The organism is Planococcus sp. NCCP-2050 (genome assembly GCF_023708025.1).
In the GTDB taxonomy this organism is placed as follows: domain Bacteria; phylum Bacillota; class Bacilli; order Bacillales_A; family Planococcaceae; genus Planococcus.
Genome location: NZ_BRCX01000001.1, coordinates 645,020 through 663,086, shown reverse-complemented (window position 1 = coordinate 663,086; position 18,067 = coordinate 645,020). Strand labels below are relative to the sequence as shown.

The following is an 18,067-nucleotide window of genomic DNA, read 5'->3' as shown; positions in this document are numbered from 1 at the left end:
CCCATCCTCCTATTCAACCCGGATCGCTAACACATCCGTAATCGGATTCTCTTGGTTCGAGCCATCAGGCAGCAAAATGTGGACTGGCCCATTTTCTGTCAGCGGTTTTCCTTTTTCACTAAACTTGAAAATCAGTTCTTTGGAACTTTCAAGATCAAAACTGTATTCGCCGGAAGCTGTTTCAAAGATGACTTTAGAAGCGTCTTTTTCAGGTTCTGTCGTTTCAAGGAATGGCTTAAAGACCATGCCGAATGTTCCTGTCATCATTTCCTGCTTTTCCTGTCTCTTGTATTTCTTCTCGGAATTTAAAGTAGGGGGCACAGTCGCGCCTTCCATAATTTCACGCGACCAATGTTCACCCATTCCGCGCTTGTATTCTTCCAGTTCATCTTTTATGATTCGCTCTTCACTGAAATACGTAGTGAGGTCAAGTTTCCGGTCATCAAAAATCCAGACAGTTGGATCCAATGTAATCTTAAATTTCACTTTACCTTTAAACGGTACGATAGTTTCCATTATAAAACCCTCCATCAAATAATCGATCTCCATTAAGTATACCTTTTCCTGTCAAAATCCTAAAGGGATTAATTCTATGCCCGATAGACGCTTGCATTTTCACCTATTAAAAGATACACTTTAAACAGGTTATTAGGCATAAATATCATTTAATGGGGGAGTCCTCATGGAACATACAGAAGAACAAACATATCAGGCAAAGGCTTTGGAACTCCTCAAAGCGGATGCGGAAAAAATCGAGCAATTGATCAAAGTCCAAATGGACCATTTGACTTTGCCTTCATGCCCCTTATACGAAGAAGTGCTCGACACTCAGATGTTCGGCCTCTCGCGCGAAATCGACTTTGCAGTAAAGCTTGGTCTTATTGAACGTGAAACCGGCAAAAATCTAATGGATACGCTGGAGAAGAAACTATCAATCCTCCATGATGCGTACACAAATAAATGACTTAAAACTCAAACGAATCCTGTTTGAGTTTTTTTACTAATCCAACAAATCGAGGTATAGAAATTATGAAACAATACATCAAGAGATATGCGAAGAACTTTGATTATCCATTATTTTTTGTCTACATAGCTTTAACCCTTTTCGGTCTCGTCATGATTTACAGTTCGAGCATGGCTTGGTCGGTGAATCGTTACGGCAGCGCACCAGATCGTTTTTACATACAGCAAATCCAGAACTTAGCAGTCGCTTTTCCAGTCTTCGCAATAGCCGCGTTTTTTCCTTATAAGCATTTCAACAAAAAATGGATGATGATGACGGTGCTAGGAGTTGTCTTTCTCGGCTTGATCCTCGTTCATTTCATTGGTTCGGCAGCTGGTGGGGCGGTAAGTTGGATCAACTTAGGCTTCGGGAATATCCAGCCTTCGGAAGTGGCAAAAGTCGGCATCATCTTCTATTTGGCAGGCGTATTTTCGAATAAATACAAGAACGGCACCATAAATGAATTGGGCAATTCCATTATTCCGCCCGTCAGCATTTTGACCTTTGTATTGATCTTAGTGTTTTTCGAGCCGGATTTAGGTTCCATGATGATCATTGGTGCAGTGGGATTATCGGTAATGGCTGCAAGCGGAATCCGTTTTAAATCGTTTGCAAAGCTAGCATCTATCGTAATTGGAGCAGCGGCCATCTTTATCGTTCCGATCATGATTTTTGCATCAGATGCGATTTTTACCGAAAAGCGCCTCGGGCGTCTTGATGCTTTCTTTAATCCGTTTACAGATGAGCTGGGCTTTGGCCTGCAGATCGTCAATGGCTACTTAGCCATCGGTTCTGGTGGATTACAAGGGCTTGGACTTGGACAATCGATCCAGAAACTCGGTTATGTCCCGGAGCCACATACCGATTTCATCATGTCGATCATTGCAGAAGAACTCGGCATATTCGGCGTATTATTTGTTTTAGGCGGCTTGGCTTTTATTATCCTGCGGGGGCTTTCCATTGCGATGACGACGAAAGATCCGTTGGCGCGTATGCTTGCTGCCGGCATTGCAAGCATGATCGGCATCCAGTCATTTGTTAACTTGGGCGGCTTGACGGGCCTTATTCCACTAACTGGTGTTACGCTTCCTTTTATCAGCTATGGCGGAACTTCCGTAATTTTGTTATCTTTAGCTATGGGAGTATTAATGAATGTTTCCATGTTCCACAAAGTTGAAAAATCGAAAAAATAAAAGGGGTTGCTGCGGTGTGAGAGAAATCAACAAAATCTTGGTAGCAAACCGCGGAGAAATCGCTATACGGGTTTTCCGCGCTTGTACAGAACTGAAAATTCCAACAGTTGCGATTTATTCGCAAGAAGATAGTGGTTCTTATCACCGCTATAAGGCTGACGAATCCTATTTGGTCGGCAAAGGGAAAAAACCGATTGACGCTTATCTGGACATTGAAGACATCATTCGTATTGCCAAAGATTCAGGAGCAGATGCGGTCCATCCAGGCTATGGCTTCTTATCCGAGAATGTCCACTTTGCGCGTCGCTGTGAAGAAGAAGGGATTGTCTTTATTGGCCCTACTTCTCGGCACCTTGATATGTTCGGGGATAAAGTAAAAGCGCGCGAACAAGCGATTCAAGCTGGCATTCCGGTTATTCCAGGAACAGACGGGCCTGTGGAATCGTTGGATGAAGTGATTGAATTCAGTAAAACGGCAGGATTCCCGTTGATGATCAAAGCTTCACTCGGTGGAGGCGGACGCGGCATGCGCATCGTCAAAACGGAGGAAGAATTGGCATCTGCATACGAACGGGCAAAATCAGAAGCAAAAGCGGCTTTTGGATCCGACGAAATGTATGTAGAAAAATTTGTCGACAAACCAAAGCACATCGAAGTTCAAATTTTGGGCGACACAGCCGGTAACATCGTCCACTTATATGAGCGGGATTGTTCGATTCAACGCCGCCACCAAAAAGTTGTTGAAATTGCTCCTTCCAATTCATTAAGCGATGAATTGCGCAACCTAATTTGCGATGCGGCAGTAAAACTTATGAAAAATATCGATTACATAAATGCGGGGACCGTTGAATTCTTGGTAGCGAACGATGAATTTTATTTCATTGAAGTAAACCCAAGAATTCAAGTGGAACATACGATTACTGAAATGGTGACAGGCATTGATATCGTCCATGCTCAAATCAATATCGCCCGTGGACACGAATTGCACAGCGAAGTGATTGGCATACCGAAGCAGCAAGATATCCCGCTTTTCGGTTTTGCAATTCAATCCCGCGTGACAACAGAAGATCCATTGAACGATTTCATGCCGGACGCTGGCAAGCTGATGGTTTATCGTTCCGGTGGCGGTTTCGGTGTTCGTTTAGATGCAGGGAATGGTTTCCAAGGAGCCGTCATTTCGCCTTATTATGATTCTCTCTTGGTTAAATTGTCTACATGGGCAGTGACGTTCAAAGAAGCAGCAGCGAAAATGGACCGTAATCTCCAGGAATTCCGAATTCGCGGGATCAAAACGAACATTCCGTTCCTTGAAAATGTGGTAAAACACGAAAACTTCATTAAAGGGGAGTTTGATACGAGTTTCATCGATTCCACGCCTGAACTGTTCCTATTCCCAGTTCGCTTAGACCGTGGAACGAAATTATTGAGTTATATCGGCAATGTGACGATAAACGGATTCCCGGGAATCGAGAAAAAAGCGAAACCGATCCATACGGCTCCTAGAAAGCCACAGATCATTTTATCGGATGCACCGCCATCAGGCACAAAACAGATTTTGGATGAACAAGGTGCAGAAGGACTGACAAAGTGGATTCATGAGCAAAAAGATGTGCTCTTAACCGATACGACATTCCGTGATGCACATCAATCGTTATTGGCTACACGCTTGCGTTCTCACGATATGTTCAATATCGCTAACGAAACAGCGCGCTTGCAGCACGATTTGTTCTCAATGGAGATGTGGGGAGGCGCCACTTTTGACGTTTCTTACCGATTCTTGAAAGAAGATCCATGGCTGCGTCTCGAGAAGCTTCGGAAACAGGTTCCAAACGTCCTGTTCCAAATGCTCTTCCGAGGTGCCAATGCAGTTGGCTACAAAAACTATCCCGATAATGTCATCCGTGAATTTGCCCGCAGTTCAGCAGAAGCCGGCATTGATGTCTTCCGGATTTTCGACAGCTTAAACTGGATTAAAGGCATGGAAGTGGCAATCGATGAAGTCCGTTTATCCGGCAAAGTGGCAGAAGCTGCTATTTGCTACACGGGGGATATATTGGATCCGAGCAGAGACAAGTATACAGTCGATTATTACAAGAAAATGGCAAAAGAATTAGAAGCGGCAGGAGCTCATATCCTGGCTATCAAAGATATGGCAGGCCTCTTAAAGCCTGAAGCCGCTTACCGACTAATTTCGGAACTGAAAGACACCATTTCGTTGCCGATCCATCTTCATACACATGATACGAGCGGAAACGGCATTTACATGTACGCGAAAGCGATTGAAGCTGGAGTGGATATTGTCGATACTGCGCTTGGGACAATGGCCGGCTTGACTTCACAGCCGAGTGCGAATTCCTTGTATTATGCAATGAAAGGCACTGGGCGGGAAGTGAAAACGGAAATTGAATCAATCGAAAAATTGTCTCATTATTGGGAAGATGTCCGCAAATACTACAGCGATTTCGAAAGCGGCATGAACAGTCCGCATTCTGAAATCTATGTGCACGAAATGCCAGGCGGCCAGTACAGCAATCTGCAGCAGCAAGCAAAAGCTGTTGGACTGGGCATGCGCTGGGAAGAAGTGAAGTCGATGTACTCCAGAGTCAATATGTTATTTGGCGACGTCGTGAAAGTAACGCCTTCATCTAAAGTCGTTGGAGATATGGCGCTATTCATGGTCCAAAATGATTTGGATGAACAAACGGTCTTATCGCGAGGCGAGACCATCGATTTCCCAGAGTCCGTGATTGAATTCTTCGAAGGGTATATCGGCCAGCCTCACGGCGGATTCCCGAAAGAATTGCAGAAAGTCGTCTTGAAAGAACGCAAGCCGATCACAGTCCGTCCAGGGGAATTGCTGGAACCTGCAGATTTTGATGAAATCAAAAAAGTTCTTTTCGAAAAACTGGAGCGTCCAGTGACAAAGCAGGAAGTATTGGCTTATGCATTGTATCCAAAAGTGATCGAAGAATACTTGGCAACGAACAAACAATTCGGCAATGTTTCGGTCCTTGATACGCTTACTTTCCTATACGGCATGCGATTGGGCGAAGAAATCGAAGTGGAGATCGAAAAAGGGAAGACCTTGATGATCAAATTGGTTTCAATCGGTGAGCCTCAAAAAGATGGCCACCGGACAATCTACTTTGAATTGAACGGCCAGCCGCGGGAAGTGAATATCCAAGATATTTCCGTAGAAACCGATAGCAAAGCCAAACCTAAAGCGGATATGACCAACGAATCCCATTTAGCGGCTACAATGCCAGGAACCGTATTGAAAGTCGTGGCTGAAACTGGAGCTAAAGTAAACCGTGGAGATCATTTGCTGGTTACTGAAGCGATGAAAATGGAGACGACGGTCCAAGCGCCTTATGATGGCACGATTAAAGCCATTCATGTAGTTGCAGGAGACGGAATCTCGACAGGCGATCTGCTAATTGAAATGGAAAGAAAATAAGAAAAAGGCAGTCCGCGCATTTTGCGCGGGCTGCCTTTTTCTTATTTTTTGAGTCTGCTTCTTGATACCAGCAAAATCATATAGCAAAGCAATCCGAATAATAAAGAAATCAATAATGAATGAAGCAAAGCTACCGCTAAATTCAATTTAGTCAAAACAACGAGCATGCCGGTTGTCGCTTGCAAAAGAACAATGATGAAAGCGATGATCCAACCCCAGTAGATAACGCGCTGCTGCTTGTAATTCTTAATCGCGTGCCAAGCGATATAACCGAGCCAAATGATGATCAAGCCTGCTGCAAAGCGATGGCCCATCTGAACCCATTCGTACATATTATTCGGCATAGAGAAATCGCCGTTACGGCACATCGGCCAATCTGCACAGATGAGACTCGATTCGGTGTGGCGGACTAGCGCTCCGGTATACACCACAATATACGAATACAAAGTCACGCCGATCGTATGGATTTTTAATTTCTTGCCGATGACTAAACGGTCTGCATCAAATTTCCGGTCGACTTCAAAAACCAGGAGAGTCAGTAAAAGAACCGATGCGAAGGATAGAAGGGAGATCCCGAAATGAAGCGCTAAGATAAAATCACCTTGGCCCCATAAAACTTGGGCAGCTCCGATCAATGCTTGAAGAACTAAAAAGAAGACAGCCATCACAGCTAGGAATTTAGTTTCGCGGATATGGCCGTATTTTCTCCAAGCCCATACAGAAAGAATGACAATTAGAATGCCGACTGTACCTGTGACGAGGCGGTGAGAAAATTCGATCAGAACTTCAGCTGTGATCTCATCTGGAATCAATTTTCCGTTGCAATCTGGCCAATTGCGGCCACAGCCCATTCCACTGTCAGTTTTTGTGACGAGTGCACCACCGAGAAGGATCAAGAGCATCCCGATAGTGGCTGCTACTGCAAACCATTTTATATATTTGCCTTGTTGCAATTATGCCACCTACTTTTTTTGGATAAAACTTTTATACGTCCGTTACATACATACTCGATAATAGCGAAAGTTCTAGGAAAACACAATGGAAAATGGGACTGTAAGGAAACTTTCAAGATTTGGACATATTAAGCCATGCTTCACAAACTGTTCAAAAACAATTATTATTCTATCTTAAAATAATTAAGAGACTCATGTATGATAGGAAGAGCGTATTTCTGAGTCGAATTACATGAAAACCATGCTTTTATCAGGAAATTTCAGTTAGATGTAGAAAAAGAACTGGAATTTAGATATAGTTATGGTTAGCGGAATATGCTTACAACTTTGAAAGGAGGGGGTAATATGTCAAACGGCCGGTCTTTGTCTGCGGAAACGCATCAGGCGCCGGAAACGACCACATTCGCCCAGGATTTTCTGGCGCTGATAAAAATCGGAATTGTGAATTCGAATTTGATCACTGTGTTTACAGGTTTGTGGTTGGCTTTCCAATTTTCCGACAGGCACTTCCTGCAAGAGTTGGACATCCTCGTCTACACCTTGGTCGGATCAGCATTGATCATAGCAGGTTCTGCAGCAATGAATAACTATATCGATACAGATATCGATCCGTTAATGGCCAGTAAAAAGTCGCGTCCAACTGTAACAGGAAGATTTAAGCCGTCCGCTGTACTGGCACTTGCTTTGTCTTTCATCGTTATAGGCGAAATATTTTTATTTTCTGCTTCAGTTTCTGCTGGTATTTTCGGAATTGCGGGTATACTAGCGTATGTCGTCCTCTATTCGATGTGGTCTAAAAGAAGACATGTCAGCAATACTATAGTAGGAAGCATATCTGGAGCGATTCCGCCGCTAATCGGTTGGGCTGCAGTAGAACCAGCGCTTGGAATGGGCGCTTGGGCATTGTTCTTGATCATGTTCGTCTGGCAGCCTCCACACTTTTACGCATTGGCAATGAAGCGCACGGAAGAATACCGGGCTGCTGGAATTCCGATGCTGCCTGTAGTGAAAGGCTTCCACCGTACGAAAAAGTCGATGCTCGCTTGGGTCTTGCTGCTGTTTCCTCTGCCATTCCTGTTAATGGATCTCGGAATAGGCTTCATCATCTTAGCCACACTTTTGAACGTGGGGTGGCTGGCATTAGCCATTAAAGGCTTCAAAGTGGAAGATGATTTGAAATGGGCGAAGACAATGTTCATCTATTCGTTGAATTATATGACCATCTTATTTGTTTCGATGATCATTTTTGCCGTCTTCGTCTAGTTCCAGCATTTCAGTAAAATTTTAACCAAATGAGAGAGAGGGGTATGAAAAGCTATGATTAAAGGGCTTAAGAAATGGCGCCTTTTCGCATTGATGACTGCATTGCTGGTCTTTCTTGCGGGATGTGGACGAGAAGAAATCTCCACATTATTGCCGGCAGGTGAAGTTGCGCAAGATCAATTCAACTTATTGATTTTGTCTTCATTAGTTATGGCATTCGTAATTATTGTCGTAACGATTATTTATGTTTTGGCAATCGTGAAATTCCGCCGTTCAAAAATCGGGGAAGATGTAATCCCGGAACAAGTGGAAGGAAGCGCGAAGCTTGAGTTCTTATGGACAGCGATTCCGATTGTCCTGATTTTGATCCTTGCTGTACCAACAGTTTATTCCACTTTTGATTTAGCTGACGTCTCTACAATGGATGTTCAAGCGGAAGACAGTGATTCAATGACCAACTTAACAGTTAACGTTACGGCGAAACTGTACTGGTGGGAATTCGAATATCCTGAACAAGGCATCGTAACTGCTCAAGAATTGGTTGTACCAACTAATGAACGAGTTTACTTCAATTTAATTTCTGCTGATGTTAAGCACTCATTCTGGATTCCATCAATTGGTGGTAAGTTGGATGCGAACCCTGAAAACGTAAACACTTTCTACTTAACGTTCGACCAAGAGTCTGCTGAATTGGAAGACGGCGTTTTCTACGGAAAATGTGCTGAGCTTTGCGGACCTTCACATGCATTGATGGATTTTAAAGTGAAATCAATGGATCGTGAAAGCTTCGACCAATGGGTAGCTGCAATGCAAGAAGAAGCAACTCCTGCTGAAGGTGCACTAGCACAAGAAGGGGAACAGATTTTCGGAGCTGACGGAGCTGGCTGTATCGCTTGCCACGCTGTTTCTGGATCTGGAGCGTCTGGCGGCGTTGGACCGAACGTAGCAACATTTGGCGACCGCAACCGTGTAGCGGGTTACTTAGAACATAACGAAGAAAATATTAAAAAATGGATTGCTGATCCACAAGAATACAAACCAGGCAACTTGATGCCGGATCCAGAATCTTTGAACGACGGAGAACCATTCACTGAGCAAGAGCTTGATGCGCTTGCTGCTTACTTGATGTCTTTATCCGTTGAAGAGTAGAAGAATCGGAGCTTAAAAAAGGGAGGTTTACATTGTGAGTTCTATTGCTCAGAAAAAGGGCTTCGGTGCTGCCATGTGGGACTACTTGACAACAGTAGACCATAAGAAAATCGCACATCTATATCTTGCTTCCGGAGGAATTTTCTTCCTAATCGGCGGGATAGAAGCGATGTTAATCCGAATCCAGTTAATGAAAGCCGGAAACGATTTCCTTAGTGCTGGAACGTATAACGAAGTATTGACAATGCACGGAACGACCATGATTTTCTTGGCAGCCATGCCAATATTGCTAGCGTTTATGAATGCGATCATGCCTTTGCAGATCGGCGCACGTGACGTAGCATTCCCATTCCTGAACTCTTTAGGATTTTGGCTATTCTTCTTTGGTGGAGTTTTCCTAAACCTTTCATGGTTTTTAGGCGGCGCACCGGATGCCGGATGGACGAACTACGCATCACTCGCCATTGCATCTGAAGGGCACGGGATTGATTTCTATGCACTTGGATTAACGATTTCCGGTTTCGGTACGTTGATTTCGGGTATCAACTTCTTAGTTACAATCATTAATATGAGAGCGCCAGGGATGACGTACATGAGAATGCCGTTGTTCACTTGGACGACTTTCGTAGCTTCTGCTTTAATCTTATTAGCGTTCCCTCCACTTACTGTTGGAGTATTCTTTATGGTATTCGACCGTATGTTCGGAGCTAATTTCTTCGATGTAACAATGGGAGGAAATACGATTATCTGGGAGCATTTGTTCTGGATCTTCGGTCACCCGGAAGTTTACATCTTGATCTTGCCGGCATTCGGTATCTTCTCTGAAATCTTTGCGATTTTCTCTCGCAAGCGTTTGTTCGGATACACTGCTTTAGTATTCGCAACAATTCTGATTGGTTTCTACGGATTCATGGTTTGGGCTCACCACATGTTTACAGTAGGTTTAGGGCCAACTGCTAACGCGGTCTTCGCATTAGCGACAATGATCATCGCAGTTCCAACTGGTGTTAAAATCTTCAACTGGCTATTAACCATTTGGGGAGGAAGCATTTCGTTCACCACTCCTATGATGTATGCGATTGGATTTATTCCTTCATTCGTTGCAGGTGGGGTAACAGGTGTTATGCAAGCCATCGCACCACTAGATTACCAGCTTCACGATTCTTACTTTATCGTTGCCCATTTCCACTACGTAATTGTTGGTGGGGTAGTGCTCGCGATTTTAGCTGCTACTCATTTATATTGGCCGAAAATGTTCGGTACAATGCTTAGCGAAAAATTAGGGAAATGGACTTTCTGGTTGTTCTTTATCGGATTCCATTTAACATTCTTTATCCAGCATTTCCTTGGTCTTATGGGAATGCCGCGCCGCGTTTATACGTTTGGCGCAGACCAGGGCTGGGACTTGTTCAACGCAATCAGTTCTTTAGGTGCCTTGTTCATGGCACTTGGAGTAATCATTCTATTGGTTAACATTGTTATGACAAGCATCAAAAACGAACGTGTCGGCAATGACCCATGGGGCGATGGCCGTACACTTGAATGGGCAATTGCTTCACCGCCGCCATTCTATAACTTTGCTCAAACTCCATTAGTTCGCGGTCTTGATACATTCTGGATCGAGAAGATGGAAGGCAACAAAGAAGGAATGGTGTACGCTGAACCATTAGAAGAAATTCATATGCCTAACGGTTCATTTGTTCCTGTCGTAATGTCATTTGGTTTATTTGTTGCTTCATTTGGTGCTCTTTACAATATGGACGGAGACAAAGGATGGACGATCCCAGTCATTATTATTGGACTAGCGATCACTTTCGGTTCGATGTTGTTCCGTTCACTTAAAGATGACCTAGGATTCCATATCTCAAAAGAAGAATTGATGAGAGATGTTAAAGGGGGTAAATCGGATGGACTTAAATAAAAAATATACCCCTCAATCGTGGCCGGATCATCCTGAAACGGCAACTATGGAAGGTAAAAATAAATTCGTCGGTTTCTGGCTGCTTCTAGCGGCAGAAACTGTAACTTTTGCTTCTTTGTTTGCAACTTACCTTGCATTGAAAGACAAAGGCCCAAGCGGCATGGAATTTGCAGCTTCTAATTTGTTTGAACTTCCGCTCGTATTTGCAATGACAATGATTCTTTTGACTTCATCATTAACAAGTGTTTATGCGATGTACCATATGAAAAACCATAATTTCAAAGCGATGCAAGCATGGCTTGGAATTACCGTATTGCTTGGTGCAACTTTCCTTGGATTGGAAATCTATGAGTTCAACCATTATGTCCATTTAGGATTCGGTTATACGCATAGTGCGTTCAGTGCCGCTTTCTATACACTAGTTGGTACTCACGGAGCCCACGTATTATTCGGTTTATGTTGGTTTATCGCCTTGATGGTCCGCAACTCAAAACGTGGATTGAATATGTATAATGCGCCTAAATTCTATTTAGTTTCACTATACTGGCATTTTATCGACGTAGTTTGGGTATTTATCTTTACAGTAGTATATTTGATGGGAGTGATCGGTTAATATGGCACACGAAACCCATACACACGTAAGATCACAAACTGAATATGAATATATCCGCCGTCAAAGATCAAAAGAAATGCGCGGTCAGCTAACTTCTTTTGCAATCATGATTTTCTTGACATTGATTGCTTTTACAGCGGTAGCTGCTGACTTTTCTCCATACTTGATTACGCCAATCATTCTGTTATTGGCTGCAGTTCAAGTCGTGCTTCAACTTTATGGTTTCATGCATATGAGCAATAAAGGGCATGGCATGGTTGCATTCTTTATGTTCAGCGGAATGTTCGTAGCATTTATCACGATTCTTGCGCTAGTTACAATTGTTTGGTGGTAAGAAAGAGAAAGCCCTCTGTCGACTGACAGAGGGCTTTTTTTGGCTTTGTTTAATCGTGGAGTGTAAATATCTTCTAAAAGAGCAGCGGACGCGACAGATGCTTTAAAAGCACGAATCGTCCATGAACCCATAAGGACGAAAAGAACTTTCAAGAGGGTTTCCTTTCATGAATTGTCATAGTTCGTTCATTGATATAGTTCACACCACACTATATAATGAGGGTACTTATGATAAAGGAGGTATGCAAGCATGCCGATTAGTATTTTCGGATTTCCTGCGTTATGGAGTCCGTATTACTTAGCAGTTCTCGTTCTTATTACAATTTTGTATTTTATGCTTACGATAAAATGGAAAGACAAATTTAAAGATAGCGAGCCTCTAAAAACGAAAGAAGCGATTCTTTTCGTTTCAGGTATGGTGTTGCTTTATATCATTAAAGGGTCTCCGACCGATCTTCTTGGCCATATCATCTTCTCGATGCACATGGTTCAGATGGCATTTCTATTGCTTTTGGTTCCGCCGCTTCTTATTATGGGGGTTCCTTCGTGGGTATGGAGAAAGTTTATCAACTTCCCAGTAGTTAAACCGCTCTTTCATTTCTTCACAAAGCCGATGCTAGCGTTGATCTTATTCGGCCTGGTATTTTCTTTTTACCACATTCCGCTCGTTTTTGATTTTGTTAAAACGAGTACATCCATCCATGCAGCGGTAAACGGCATCTTGTTTATCTCAGCAATTTTTTATTGGTGGCCGGTTGTGAATAATTTGGAAGGCTCTTACAAGTTCCACGGTTTGAAAAAGCTGGGTTATTTATTTGGCTTGAGTGTCTTGATGACACCAGCTTGTGCGCTGATTATTTTCAGCAGCAGCCCATTCTATGCCACTTATTCAGATGGAGAAGCGTGGCTTCAAGCGATGGCTCTATGCGTACCTGCTGGAACATTGTCGCAGCTGAACTTATCTGGTCCGGAATTATTTACAAACATGTCTACTGTGGAAGACCAACGAACTGGCGGCATAGTCATGAAAGTCTTGCAGGAATTAGTGTTTACTGTTTTCCTATGGTTGGTATTCTATGAATGGTTGAGAAATGAGAATGATAATGCTGATGAAATTACGGCAAAATCTATTCAAGATAGAAAAAATATGGCTTATCACAGGCACAATGCTTAATGAGTTAAAAAGGGGATAAATCTAGATGAATTTGCCGGTATTACCGACCATCAGTACATTTTTTATTGTATTAAGCGCAATTTTGGTAGCGATTGGCTGGTATTTAGTCGTCAACCGCAAAATTGAAGCGCATAAAAAAGTCATGTGGGCGGCTGGAGCCTCCGCATTGACGTTCTTTATCATATACATGTCCCGCACGATTTTCATCGGCAATACAGCCTTTGGAGGACCTGATGAATACAAATTGATCTATACGATCTTTTTGATTTTCCATATCACTTTGGCAACGACAGGTGGAGTTATGGGGCTGATCACGATTTGGCTTGGCTGGAAAAACCGCTTGGACAAACACCGGAAATTGGGTCCTATCACAAGCATAATTTGGTTCTTTACAGCAATTACAGGAGTCGTCGTATACTTACTGCTTTATGTTATCTATGAAGGCGGACATACGACTTCAGTCTTTAAAGCGATATTAGGCGGATAAAAAAGGAGTCGTCCCGAGAAGTCATGCGGGACGACTTTTTTGCTGTGTATCGATCATGAAAAGGAAGAGGCTTTGGGCTAAGTGAAATACTACTTAGCCCAAAGCCTTTTTTATACTTTAAAATCAATTTTGATCATTCCTGCTTCACGTGCAGAAGTGAATAGGATGACGATGAGGGGTCCGATAAAGAAACCAAGCACCCCGAAAAGCTGGAGGCCGATATACATGGCAATCAGCGTTGCAAGAGGAGAGAGTCCGATTTGTGTCCCCATCACTTTTGGTTCGACGGTTCTGCGGATGATCAACAGAACCAAAGCCAATATCGCGAGCTGGGTTCCTTGATAAACGTCTCCAATGATGAATTGGTAGATAAACCAAGGCGTCAGGACGATGATAGATCCGAGAATCGGGATGAAATCGATGATCCAAATTACTAAGGACATCAAAAGTGCATATTCTGGCGCGATGAATAATAAAGCAATCAAAGACACGATGAAAATAATGACGGACACTAAAAATTGCGCTTTTAGAAATCCGAAAATGACATTGTTCAAGCGGGAAGCCATAAAGCGTACTTTTTCAGCAGTGGATTCTTTCAAACGCTTGAAAAGCATTTCTCTTAAATTCAGCAGTTCGAGCATGAACAGGAACAATGCAATCAAAAAGACGATAAAGCTGACTAAAAATGAAGGAATGCCTGTCAGTAAATTGGTGACCGTGTCGTAATTGACGATGGTGAGCACCCATTCCCGGATGCCGTCTAAAAATTGGGCGAGCTCCGTCTCAAATGAGGAAATCACTTCTACTGGCATTTCTTCCGTAGAACGTAAAAAGAACGATTGAATTTCTTCCCACATGTCGGATAATGAATTGATGTAATCTGGAACCATTTTTGAGAACTGGATGATCCTTCCGATCAATTGGGTGACTGTCCAGTAAAGTATGGCTGAAACGATGAGAAGAAATAAGACAAAAACCGTTAATACGGCATTTTTTCGTCGCCATTTAAAGCGTTTTTGGACAAATCCGACAAACGGTTCCAAAAAAATAGCGGTCAATAGGCCGATAATCAAAGGGATTGAAATCGGCAATATGTATATCGATATCAAAATTAACGCCAGGAGCACAAGCGCTATTGTAAGCACTCTTTTATTTAGCCATTTCCGCACGATGAACCTCCTAATAATTGATTAATAATAGTATACCAATAACTAGATAAAACGAACGCTGAAAAATAAAAAAAACCGCAGTTCAATGAACTGCGGCCTTTTTATTATGCTTTGATTTTGAACGATTCAACATCAGCTTGAATCGATTTCAATACTTCTGTGCATGATTTGATCAAGTGTTCCGGGAAGTGTTCATCTTCGCCGTATTCAACGCCGTGCGGGTAGTAGTGTTTGCCTAGAACTGGCTTTAACACGTGGACTACTGCGTCTCCAGCATCTATGTCTCCATCAATTGCGTATGCAAATACGCGCAGATAAAAAGTGCCTTCGTGAACTTTGAATTTGCGGTCGAAGGTTACGCGTTCGTAATCCCATTGACCTTCTTTAGTTAAACCGTGTTTTCTCATAATGTCATCAAGCAATGTGAAATCTACTCGAATGCCTTCAAGTCCTGTATTCTCAAAATACATAGGATCTCCTCCTCTAAATCAAAACTGACTAAATGCTTCTTTAATAATAGATCATATTCGAACTTGTTGCAATGGCTAGATTGTGTCAGAATACAGACGACTGTTATAATTATGAAACTAGTGGAGTTAAGGAGCTGATCGATTGAAAGACTTATTGAAGATCATGATTTTTCTCTCGATTATTCTAATCGTGTTCTTTTATTTTGATTCACCGACAGAAGAAAATGAGGTTTTGGAAGCACCGCCAACAATGGATCCATTGCCAGCGAAAGATATTGTTGAAAAAAATATGGATGTGGAACGCCCGACAGAAGGGATCTCCACTTATATTGGCCAGGATACAGATGAATGGCTGAGCGACTACGGCATGCCAGACCGCATAGAGCCTTCCGCTTTCGGCTACGAATGGTGGATTTACAATAGCTCTTTCTCTAACTATATGATGGTGGGCGTAAAGAATAGTAAGACCGTTCAAGTATATACAGCAGGAACCGCTACAAATGCAGCGCCTTATGAAATTGGCCAAACACTTGATGAACTGTACCGTTTTACTATTGTTGAAAATGAAATAACCGTAAAATATGGAACTAATATCTACACCTTCAATTTAGGTGCAGAAGATATAAACAGACGATTGTTAGTGAGTTTTGATGAAGTTTACGCACAGCTCTATATTGATGTAGAAGACGATAAGTTGGAAGCTGTACGTTTTATGGATGCTGAAACGCTTATCAGGCATCAACCATACGATATGATGTTTGTCGGGGATCTGCTGCCGCCGATTACGCCTTCATCCAGTTTGCAGCAATCCATTGATGATGCGAATGCAAAACAGATTGTTGATTTGACAAATGTATATCGTTTGCATCATCAACGCAATCCTTTATACGAAAATCCTTCCATTAATTTATTGGCAAGGGAACATAGCGAAAATACAGCGAAAAAAGATTTTTCTTCCCAAGAAATCGAGTTGGAAAATTTAAATGACCGATTAACCGCAGCGAATATTCTTTTTAATGAGGCTGGAGAGAACACGGCGACGCAATATTTTGATGCAGCTGAAGCCGTCCATGGCTGGATTAATTCATCTGATCACCGGGAAACTTTGCTTTCCGATAAATTTAATCAAATTGGTGTAGGGGTGTTTGGGAAATACTACACGCAAGACTTTATTTACCAAGAGCCAACCAGTGCAGAAAAACAGTAAGAAGCGTTCATGTTGTATTAAACTTCCAATCAGGTGTTTCTGAATATAGGAAAATGCCCGATTTTCTGCTATGATGATAGCGTAGAGGAGGAGATCACTATGTTTATGACCTATGAATGGGTTGAAATAACTGACTCTGCAGAAGAGTTGAGCGAAATGATATTGCAGTCGGAACAAGCAGAGATTTACCGGGATGCTTATAATTCCGTCTATAACGATAAAGATCTTGCAGCGGAGATCCAAGCTTTTGCAAGATTGAAAGAGCAGTATGAAGAAGTACAGCGGTTTGGCAAATACCACCCCGATTATCAGCGGGTGATGAAGCAAATCCGTGTCGATAAACGCCGGCTGGATCTGAATGAGCAGATAGCGGCATTACGGCTTGCGGAAAACGATCTTCAGGACTTGATGGACCAAGTGAGCTTCATCATCGGAAGATCCGTTTCAGAAGCGGTTAAGATCCCTTCAAGCAATCCCTTTTTCTCATCCGGGTCTTCTTGCGGTGGAAGCTGCGGGACTGGCGGCGGCTGTTCTTGCTCCGCTTAATCAGCGGCAAGGAAATAAGTCCATAAAAAAACTGTGCAACGATTTCGTTGCACAGTTTTTTTTATTGTTTGTTTTGAAGTTCCTCAATTAAAGGGACTGCGATGTCTGGGCGGCGGGTTATAATGCCTTGCGCTCCAGCAGCGATCAAAGTCTTCATTTCTTGAGCGTCATCGATTGTCCAATAATGCACCGGAATGTTCAAGTTTCTTAAGAACGAGATAAACCGGGGTGAATCGAGCCTGAACATGGAAGAGCGCACCGGAATTTGGAACACATCAGCTCTTGGTTGATAAAGATGGCCAAACTGGCTATTGAAGGCCGTATAAGCTTTACGCACTTCGTTTTCACCGGCACCGATCGCTACGCGGTTTTGTGCGTATAGATTAAACCGGTCAATCTGTTCGTCAAAGAAACTGGTGACGACAACGCGGTCCTGGACATCCAATGATTCGATCAAACGCCATAATTTAGAAGGAATTAAGCTGCCTTCATATGTTTCTGGCGAATCTTTAATATCAATATTGATGAGCATATGCGGGAATTTCTCGAACAATTCTTTCAGCAATACTACTTTCTCGCCTTTTCCTCGATAGGAATGTCTTCCGTCTATATCGATAAAGTGATAGCCTAGATCGAATTCGCGCAGCTCTTGTAAAGACATATCCGCGATGCGGCCGGCTCCATCCGAGGTGCGGTCTACGTATTCGTCATGGAAAACAAGGATTTCTTCATCTTTGGTCAACCGTATATCAATTTCAAATCCTTGTACGCCTAATTCCGCAGATTTACTAAATGCGGCCATTGAATTCTCAGGGGCAATTCCACAGCCGCCGCGATGAGCTAATACGATAGGCTGTTGATAATCCAAAGCTTCCTTATGCGGCCGCTTTTGTGGATTAGCTATTGCTTTAGTCCCTGCCCATGCCGCTGCTCCAACCGCTACTGCAGCAAGGCTGATTTTCGTTTTCTTCCCCATCTTATGTAATACCCCCTCAAAAATATAACTATAGATATTATAGCGAACTATCCGATTTAGTGTTAGTTTAATCCGATAGTGTTTTGTTCACTATACCCCAAAAATCCCGTTTCATTCGCCTCACGAAAAAAAGATCGGATAAGCCCCCGGATT

Annotated in this window: 17 protein-coding genes; 12 read left to right on the top strand and 5 right to left on the bottom strand. The window is 42.8% G+C overall.

All coding sequences use genetic code 11. The features are described 5' to 3' along the window. Positions 1-9 precede the first annotated feature (9 nt). Positions 10-516 (bottom strand): peptidyl-prolyl cis-trans isomerase, encoded by a 507-nt coding sequence (locus NFU07_RS03380; RefSeq protein WP_251474660.1) that lies wholly within the window; start codon positions 514-516, stop codon positions 10-12. Between the two features lie 166 nt (positions 517-682). Between NFU07_RS03380 and NFU07_RS03375 the strand changes: the two genes are divergently transcribed. The 3 genes from NFU07_RS03375 (at position 683) to pyc (ending at position 5,653) form a co-directional block, all read left to right on the top strand. Continuing rightward, positions 683-964: an Fpa/YlaN family protein gene (locus NFU07_RS03375; protein WP_235196659.1), complete on the top strand. Its 282-nt coding sequence runs from the start codon at positions 683-685 to the stop codon at positions 962-964. 65 nt (positions 965-1,029) lie between these two features. Further along, positions 1,030-2,196: an FtsW/RodA/SpoVE family cell cycle protein gene (locus tag NFU07_RS03370; RefSeq protein WP_251474658.1), complete on the top strand. Its 1,167-nt coding sequence runs from the start codon at positions 1,030-1,032 to the stop codon at positions 2,194-2,196. Positions 2,197-2,212: 16 nt separating this feature from the next. Next, positions 2,213-5,653 carry a pyruvate carboxylase gene (gene pyc, locus NFU07_RS03365; RefSeq protein ID WP_251474656.1) on the top strand — a complete coding sequence of 1,147 codons (3,441 nt, stop codon included), beginning with the start codon at positions 2,213-2,215 and terminating at the stop codon, positions 5,651-5,653. Positions 5,654-5,694: 41 nt separating this feature from the next. Here pyc and NFU07_RS03360 read toward each other — a convergent pair whose 3' ends face one another. Continuing rightward, complete coding sequence (locus tag NFU07_RS03360; protein ID WP_251477076.1) at positions 5,695-6,555, bottom strand: COX15/CtaA family protein; 861 nt, start codon at positions 6,553-6,555, stop codon at positions 5,695-5,697. 396 nt (positions 6,556-6,951) lie between these two features. Here NFU07_RS03360 and cyoE point away from each other — a divergent pair, with 396 nt between their 5' ends. From cyoE to NFU07_RS03325, 7 genes are all read left to right on the top strand, one after another. After that, entirely contained in the window at positions 6,952-7,869 is a 918-nt protein-coding gene (gene cyoE / locus NFU07_RS03355) for a heme o synthase (protein WP_251474654.1), read from the top strand. Between the two features lie 54 nt (positions 7,870-7,923). Next, positions 7,924-9,018, top strand: coding sequence for a cytochrome c oxidase subunit II (gene coxB / locus NFU07_RS03350; RefSeq protein ID WP_251474646.1), 1,095 nt, complete (start codon positions 7,924-7,926; stop codon positions 9,016-9,018). A gap of 34 nt (positions 9,019-9,052) precedes the next feature. Beyond that, positions 9,053-10,939 carry a cytochrome c oxidase subunit I gene (locus tag NFU07_RS03345; protein ID WP_251474643.1) on the top strand — a complete coding sequence of 629 codons (1,887 nt, stop codon included), beginning with the start codon at positions 9,053-9,055 and terminating at the stop codon, positions 10,937-10,939. Beyond that, positions 10,926-11,552, top strand: a complete 627-nt coding sequence (locus tag NFU07_RS03340) for a cytochrome (ubi)quinol oxidase subunit III (protein WP_251474640.1) — start codon at positions 10,926-10,928, stop codon at positions 11,550-11,552. The genes NFU07_RS03345 and NFU07_RS03340 overlap by 14 nt, the downstream gene beginning before the upstream one ends. A 1-nt stretch (position 11,553) precedes the next feature. After that, on the top strand, positions 11,554-11,886 hold the full coding sequence (gene ctaF, locus NFU07_RS03335; protein ID WP_052651070.1) for a cytochrome c oxidase subunit IVB: 333 nt from the start codon (positions 11,554-11,556) through the stop codon (positions 11,884-11,886). Between the two features lie 249 nt (positions 11,887-12,135). Beyond that, complete coding sequence (gene ctaG, locus NFU07_RS03330; RefSeq protein WP_235196654.1) at positions 12,136-13,059, top strand: cytochrome c oxidase assembly factor CtaG; 924 nt, start codon at positions 12,136-12,138, stop codon at positions 13,057-13,059. A gap of 25 nt (positions 13,060-13,084) precedes the next feature. Next, the gene (locus NFU07_RS03325) at positions 13,085-13,546 is read left to right on the top strand and encodes a DUF420 domain-containing protein (RefSeq protein ID WP_251474637.1); all 462 of its coding nucleotides are present in this window, start codon (positions 13,085-13,087) and stop codon (positions 13,544-13,546) included. A 110-nt stretch (positions 13,547-13,656) separates the two neighbouring features. On the opposite strand, the gene ytvI is transcribed toward NFU07_RS03325, so the two are convergent. Beyond that, positions 13,657-14,715: a sporulation integral membrane protein YtvI gene (ytvI, locus tag NFU07_RS03320; RefSeq protein WP_251474634.1), complete on the bottom strand. Its 1,059-nt coding sequence runs from the start codon at positions 14,713-14,715 to the stop codon at positions 13,657-13,659. Positions 14,716-14,819: 104 nt separating this feature from the next. Next, a complete protein-coding gene (locus NFU07_RS03315; protein ID WP_251474630.1) occupies positions 14,820-15,185 on the bottom strand; it encodes a YugN family protein in 366 nt (121 codons plus the stop codon). 142 nt (positions 15,186-15,327) lie between these two features. On the opposite strand from NFU07_RS03315, the gene NFU07_RS03310 reads away from it, so the two are divergent. Then, positions 15,328-16,392 (top strand): CAP domain-containing protein, encoded by a 1,065-nt coding sequence (locus NFU07_RS03310; RefSeq protein WP_251474628.1) that lies wholly within the window; start codon positions 15,328-15,330, stop codon positions 16,390-16,392. A gap of 99 nt (positions 16,393-16,491) precedes the next feature. Continuing rightward, positions 16,492-16,938, top strand: a complete 447-nt coding sequence (locus NFU07_RS03305) for a YlbF/YmcA family competence regulator (RefSeq protein WP_251474625.1) — start codon at positions 16,492-16,494, stop codon at positions 16,936-16,938. 61 nt (positions 16,939-16,999) lie between these two features. Here the strand turns inward: NFU07_RS03305 and NFU07_RS03300 are convergent, their stop codons facing one another. Then, positions 17,000-17,914, bottom strand: a complete 915-nt coding sequence (locus NFU07_RS03300) for a glycerophosphodiester phosphodiesterase family protein (protein WP_251474622.1) — start codon at positions 17,912-17,914, stop codon at positions 17,000-17,002. Between the last annotated feature and the right edge of the window lie 153 nt (positions 17,915-18,067).

Coding starts and splice junctions, on each gene's coding strand:
- NFU07_RS03380 (WP_251474660.1), bottom strand. CDS start 516: ATGGAAACTATCGTACCGTTTAAAGGTAAAGTGAAATTTAAGATTACA.
- NFU07_RS03375 (WP_235196659.1), top strand. CDS start 683: ATGGAACATACAGAAGAACAAACATATCAGGCAAAGGCTTTGGAACTC.
- NFU07_RS03370 (WP_251474658.1), top strand. CDS start 1,030: ATGAAACAATACATCAAGAGATATGCGAAGAACTTTGATTATCCATTA.
- NFU07_RS03360 (WP_251477076.1), bottom strand. CDS start 6,555: ATGCTCTTGATCCTTCTCGGTGGTGCACTCGTCACAAAAACTGACAGT.
- cyoE (WP_251474654.1), top strand. CDS start 6,952: ATGTCAAACGGCCGGTCTTTGTCTGCGGAAACGCATCAGGCGCCGGAA.
- coxB (WP_251474646.1), top strand. CDS start 7,924: ATGATTAAAGGGCTTAAGAAATGGCGCCTTTTCGCATTGATGACTGCA.
- NFU07_RS03340 (WP_251474640.1), top strand. CDS start 10,926: ATGGACTTAAATAAAAAATATACCCCTCAATCGTGGCCGGATCATCCT.
- ctaF (WP_052651070.1), top strand. CDS start 11,554: ATGGCACACGAAACCCATACACACGTAAGATCACAAACTGAATATGAA.
- ctaG (WP_235196654.1), top strand. CDS start 12,136: ATGCCGATTAGTATTTTCGGATTTCCTGCGTTATGGAGTCCGTATTAC.
- NFU07_RS03325 (WP_251474637.1), top strand. CDS start 13,085: ATGAATTTGCCGGTATTACCGACCATCAGTACATTTTTTATTGTATTA.
- NFU07_RS03315 (WP_251474630.1), bottom strand. CDS start 15,185: ATGTATTTTGAGAATACAGGACTTGAAGGCATTCGAGTAGATTTCACA.
- NFU07_RS03305 (WP_251474625.1), top strand. CDS start 16,492: ATGTTTATGACCTATGAATGGGTTGAAATAACTGACTCTGCAGAAGAG.
- NFU07_RS03300 (WP_251474622.1), bottom strand. CDS start 17,914: ATGGGGAAGAAAACGAAAATCAGCCTTGCTGCAGTAGCGGTTGGAGCA.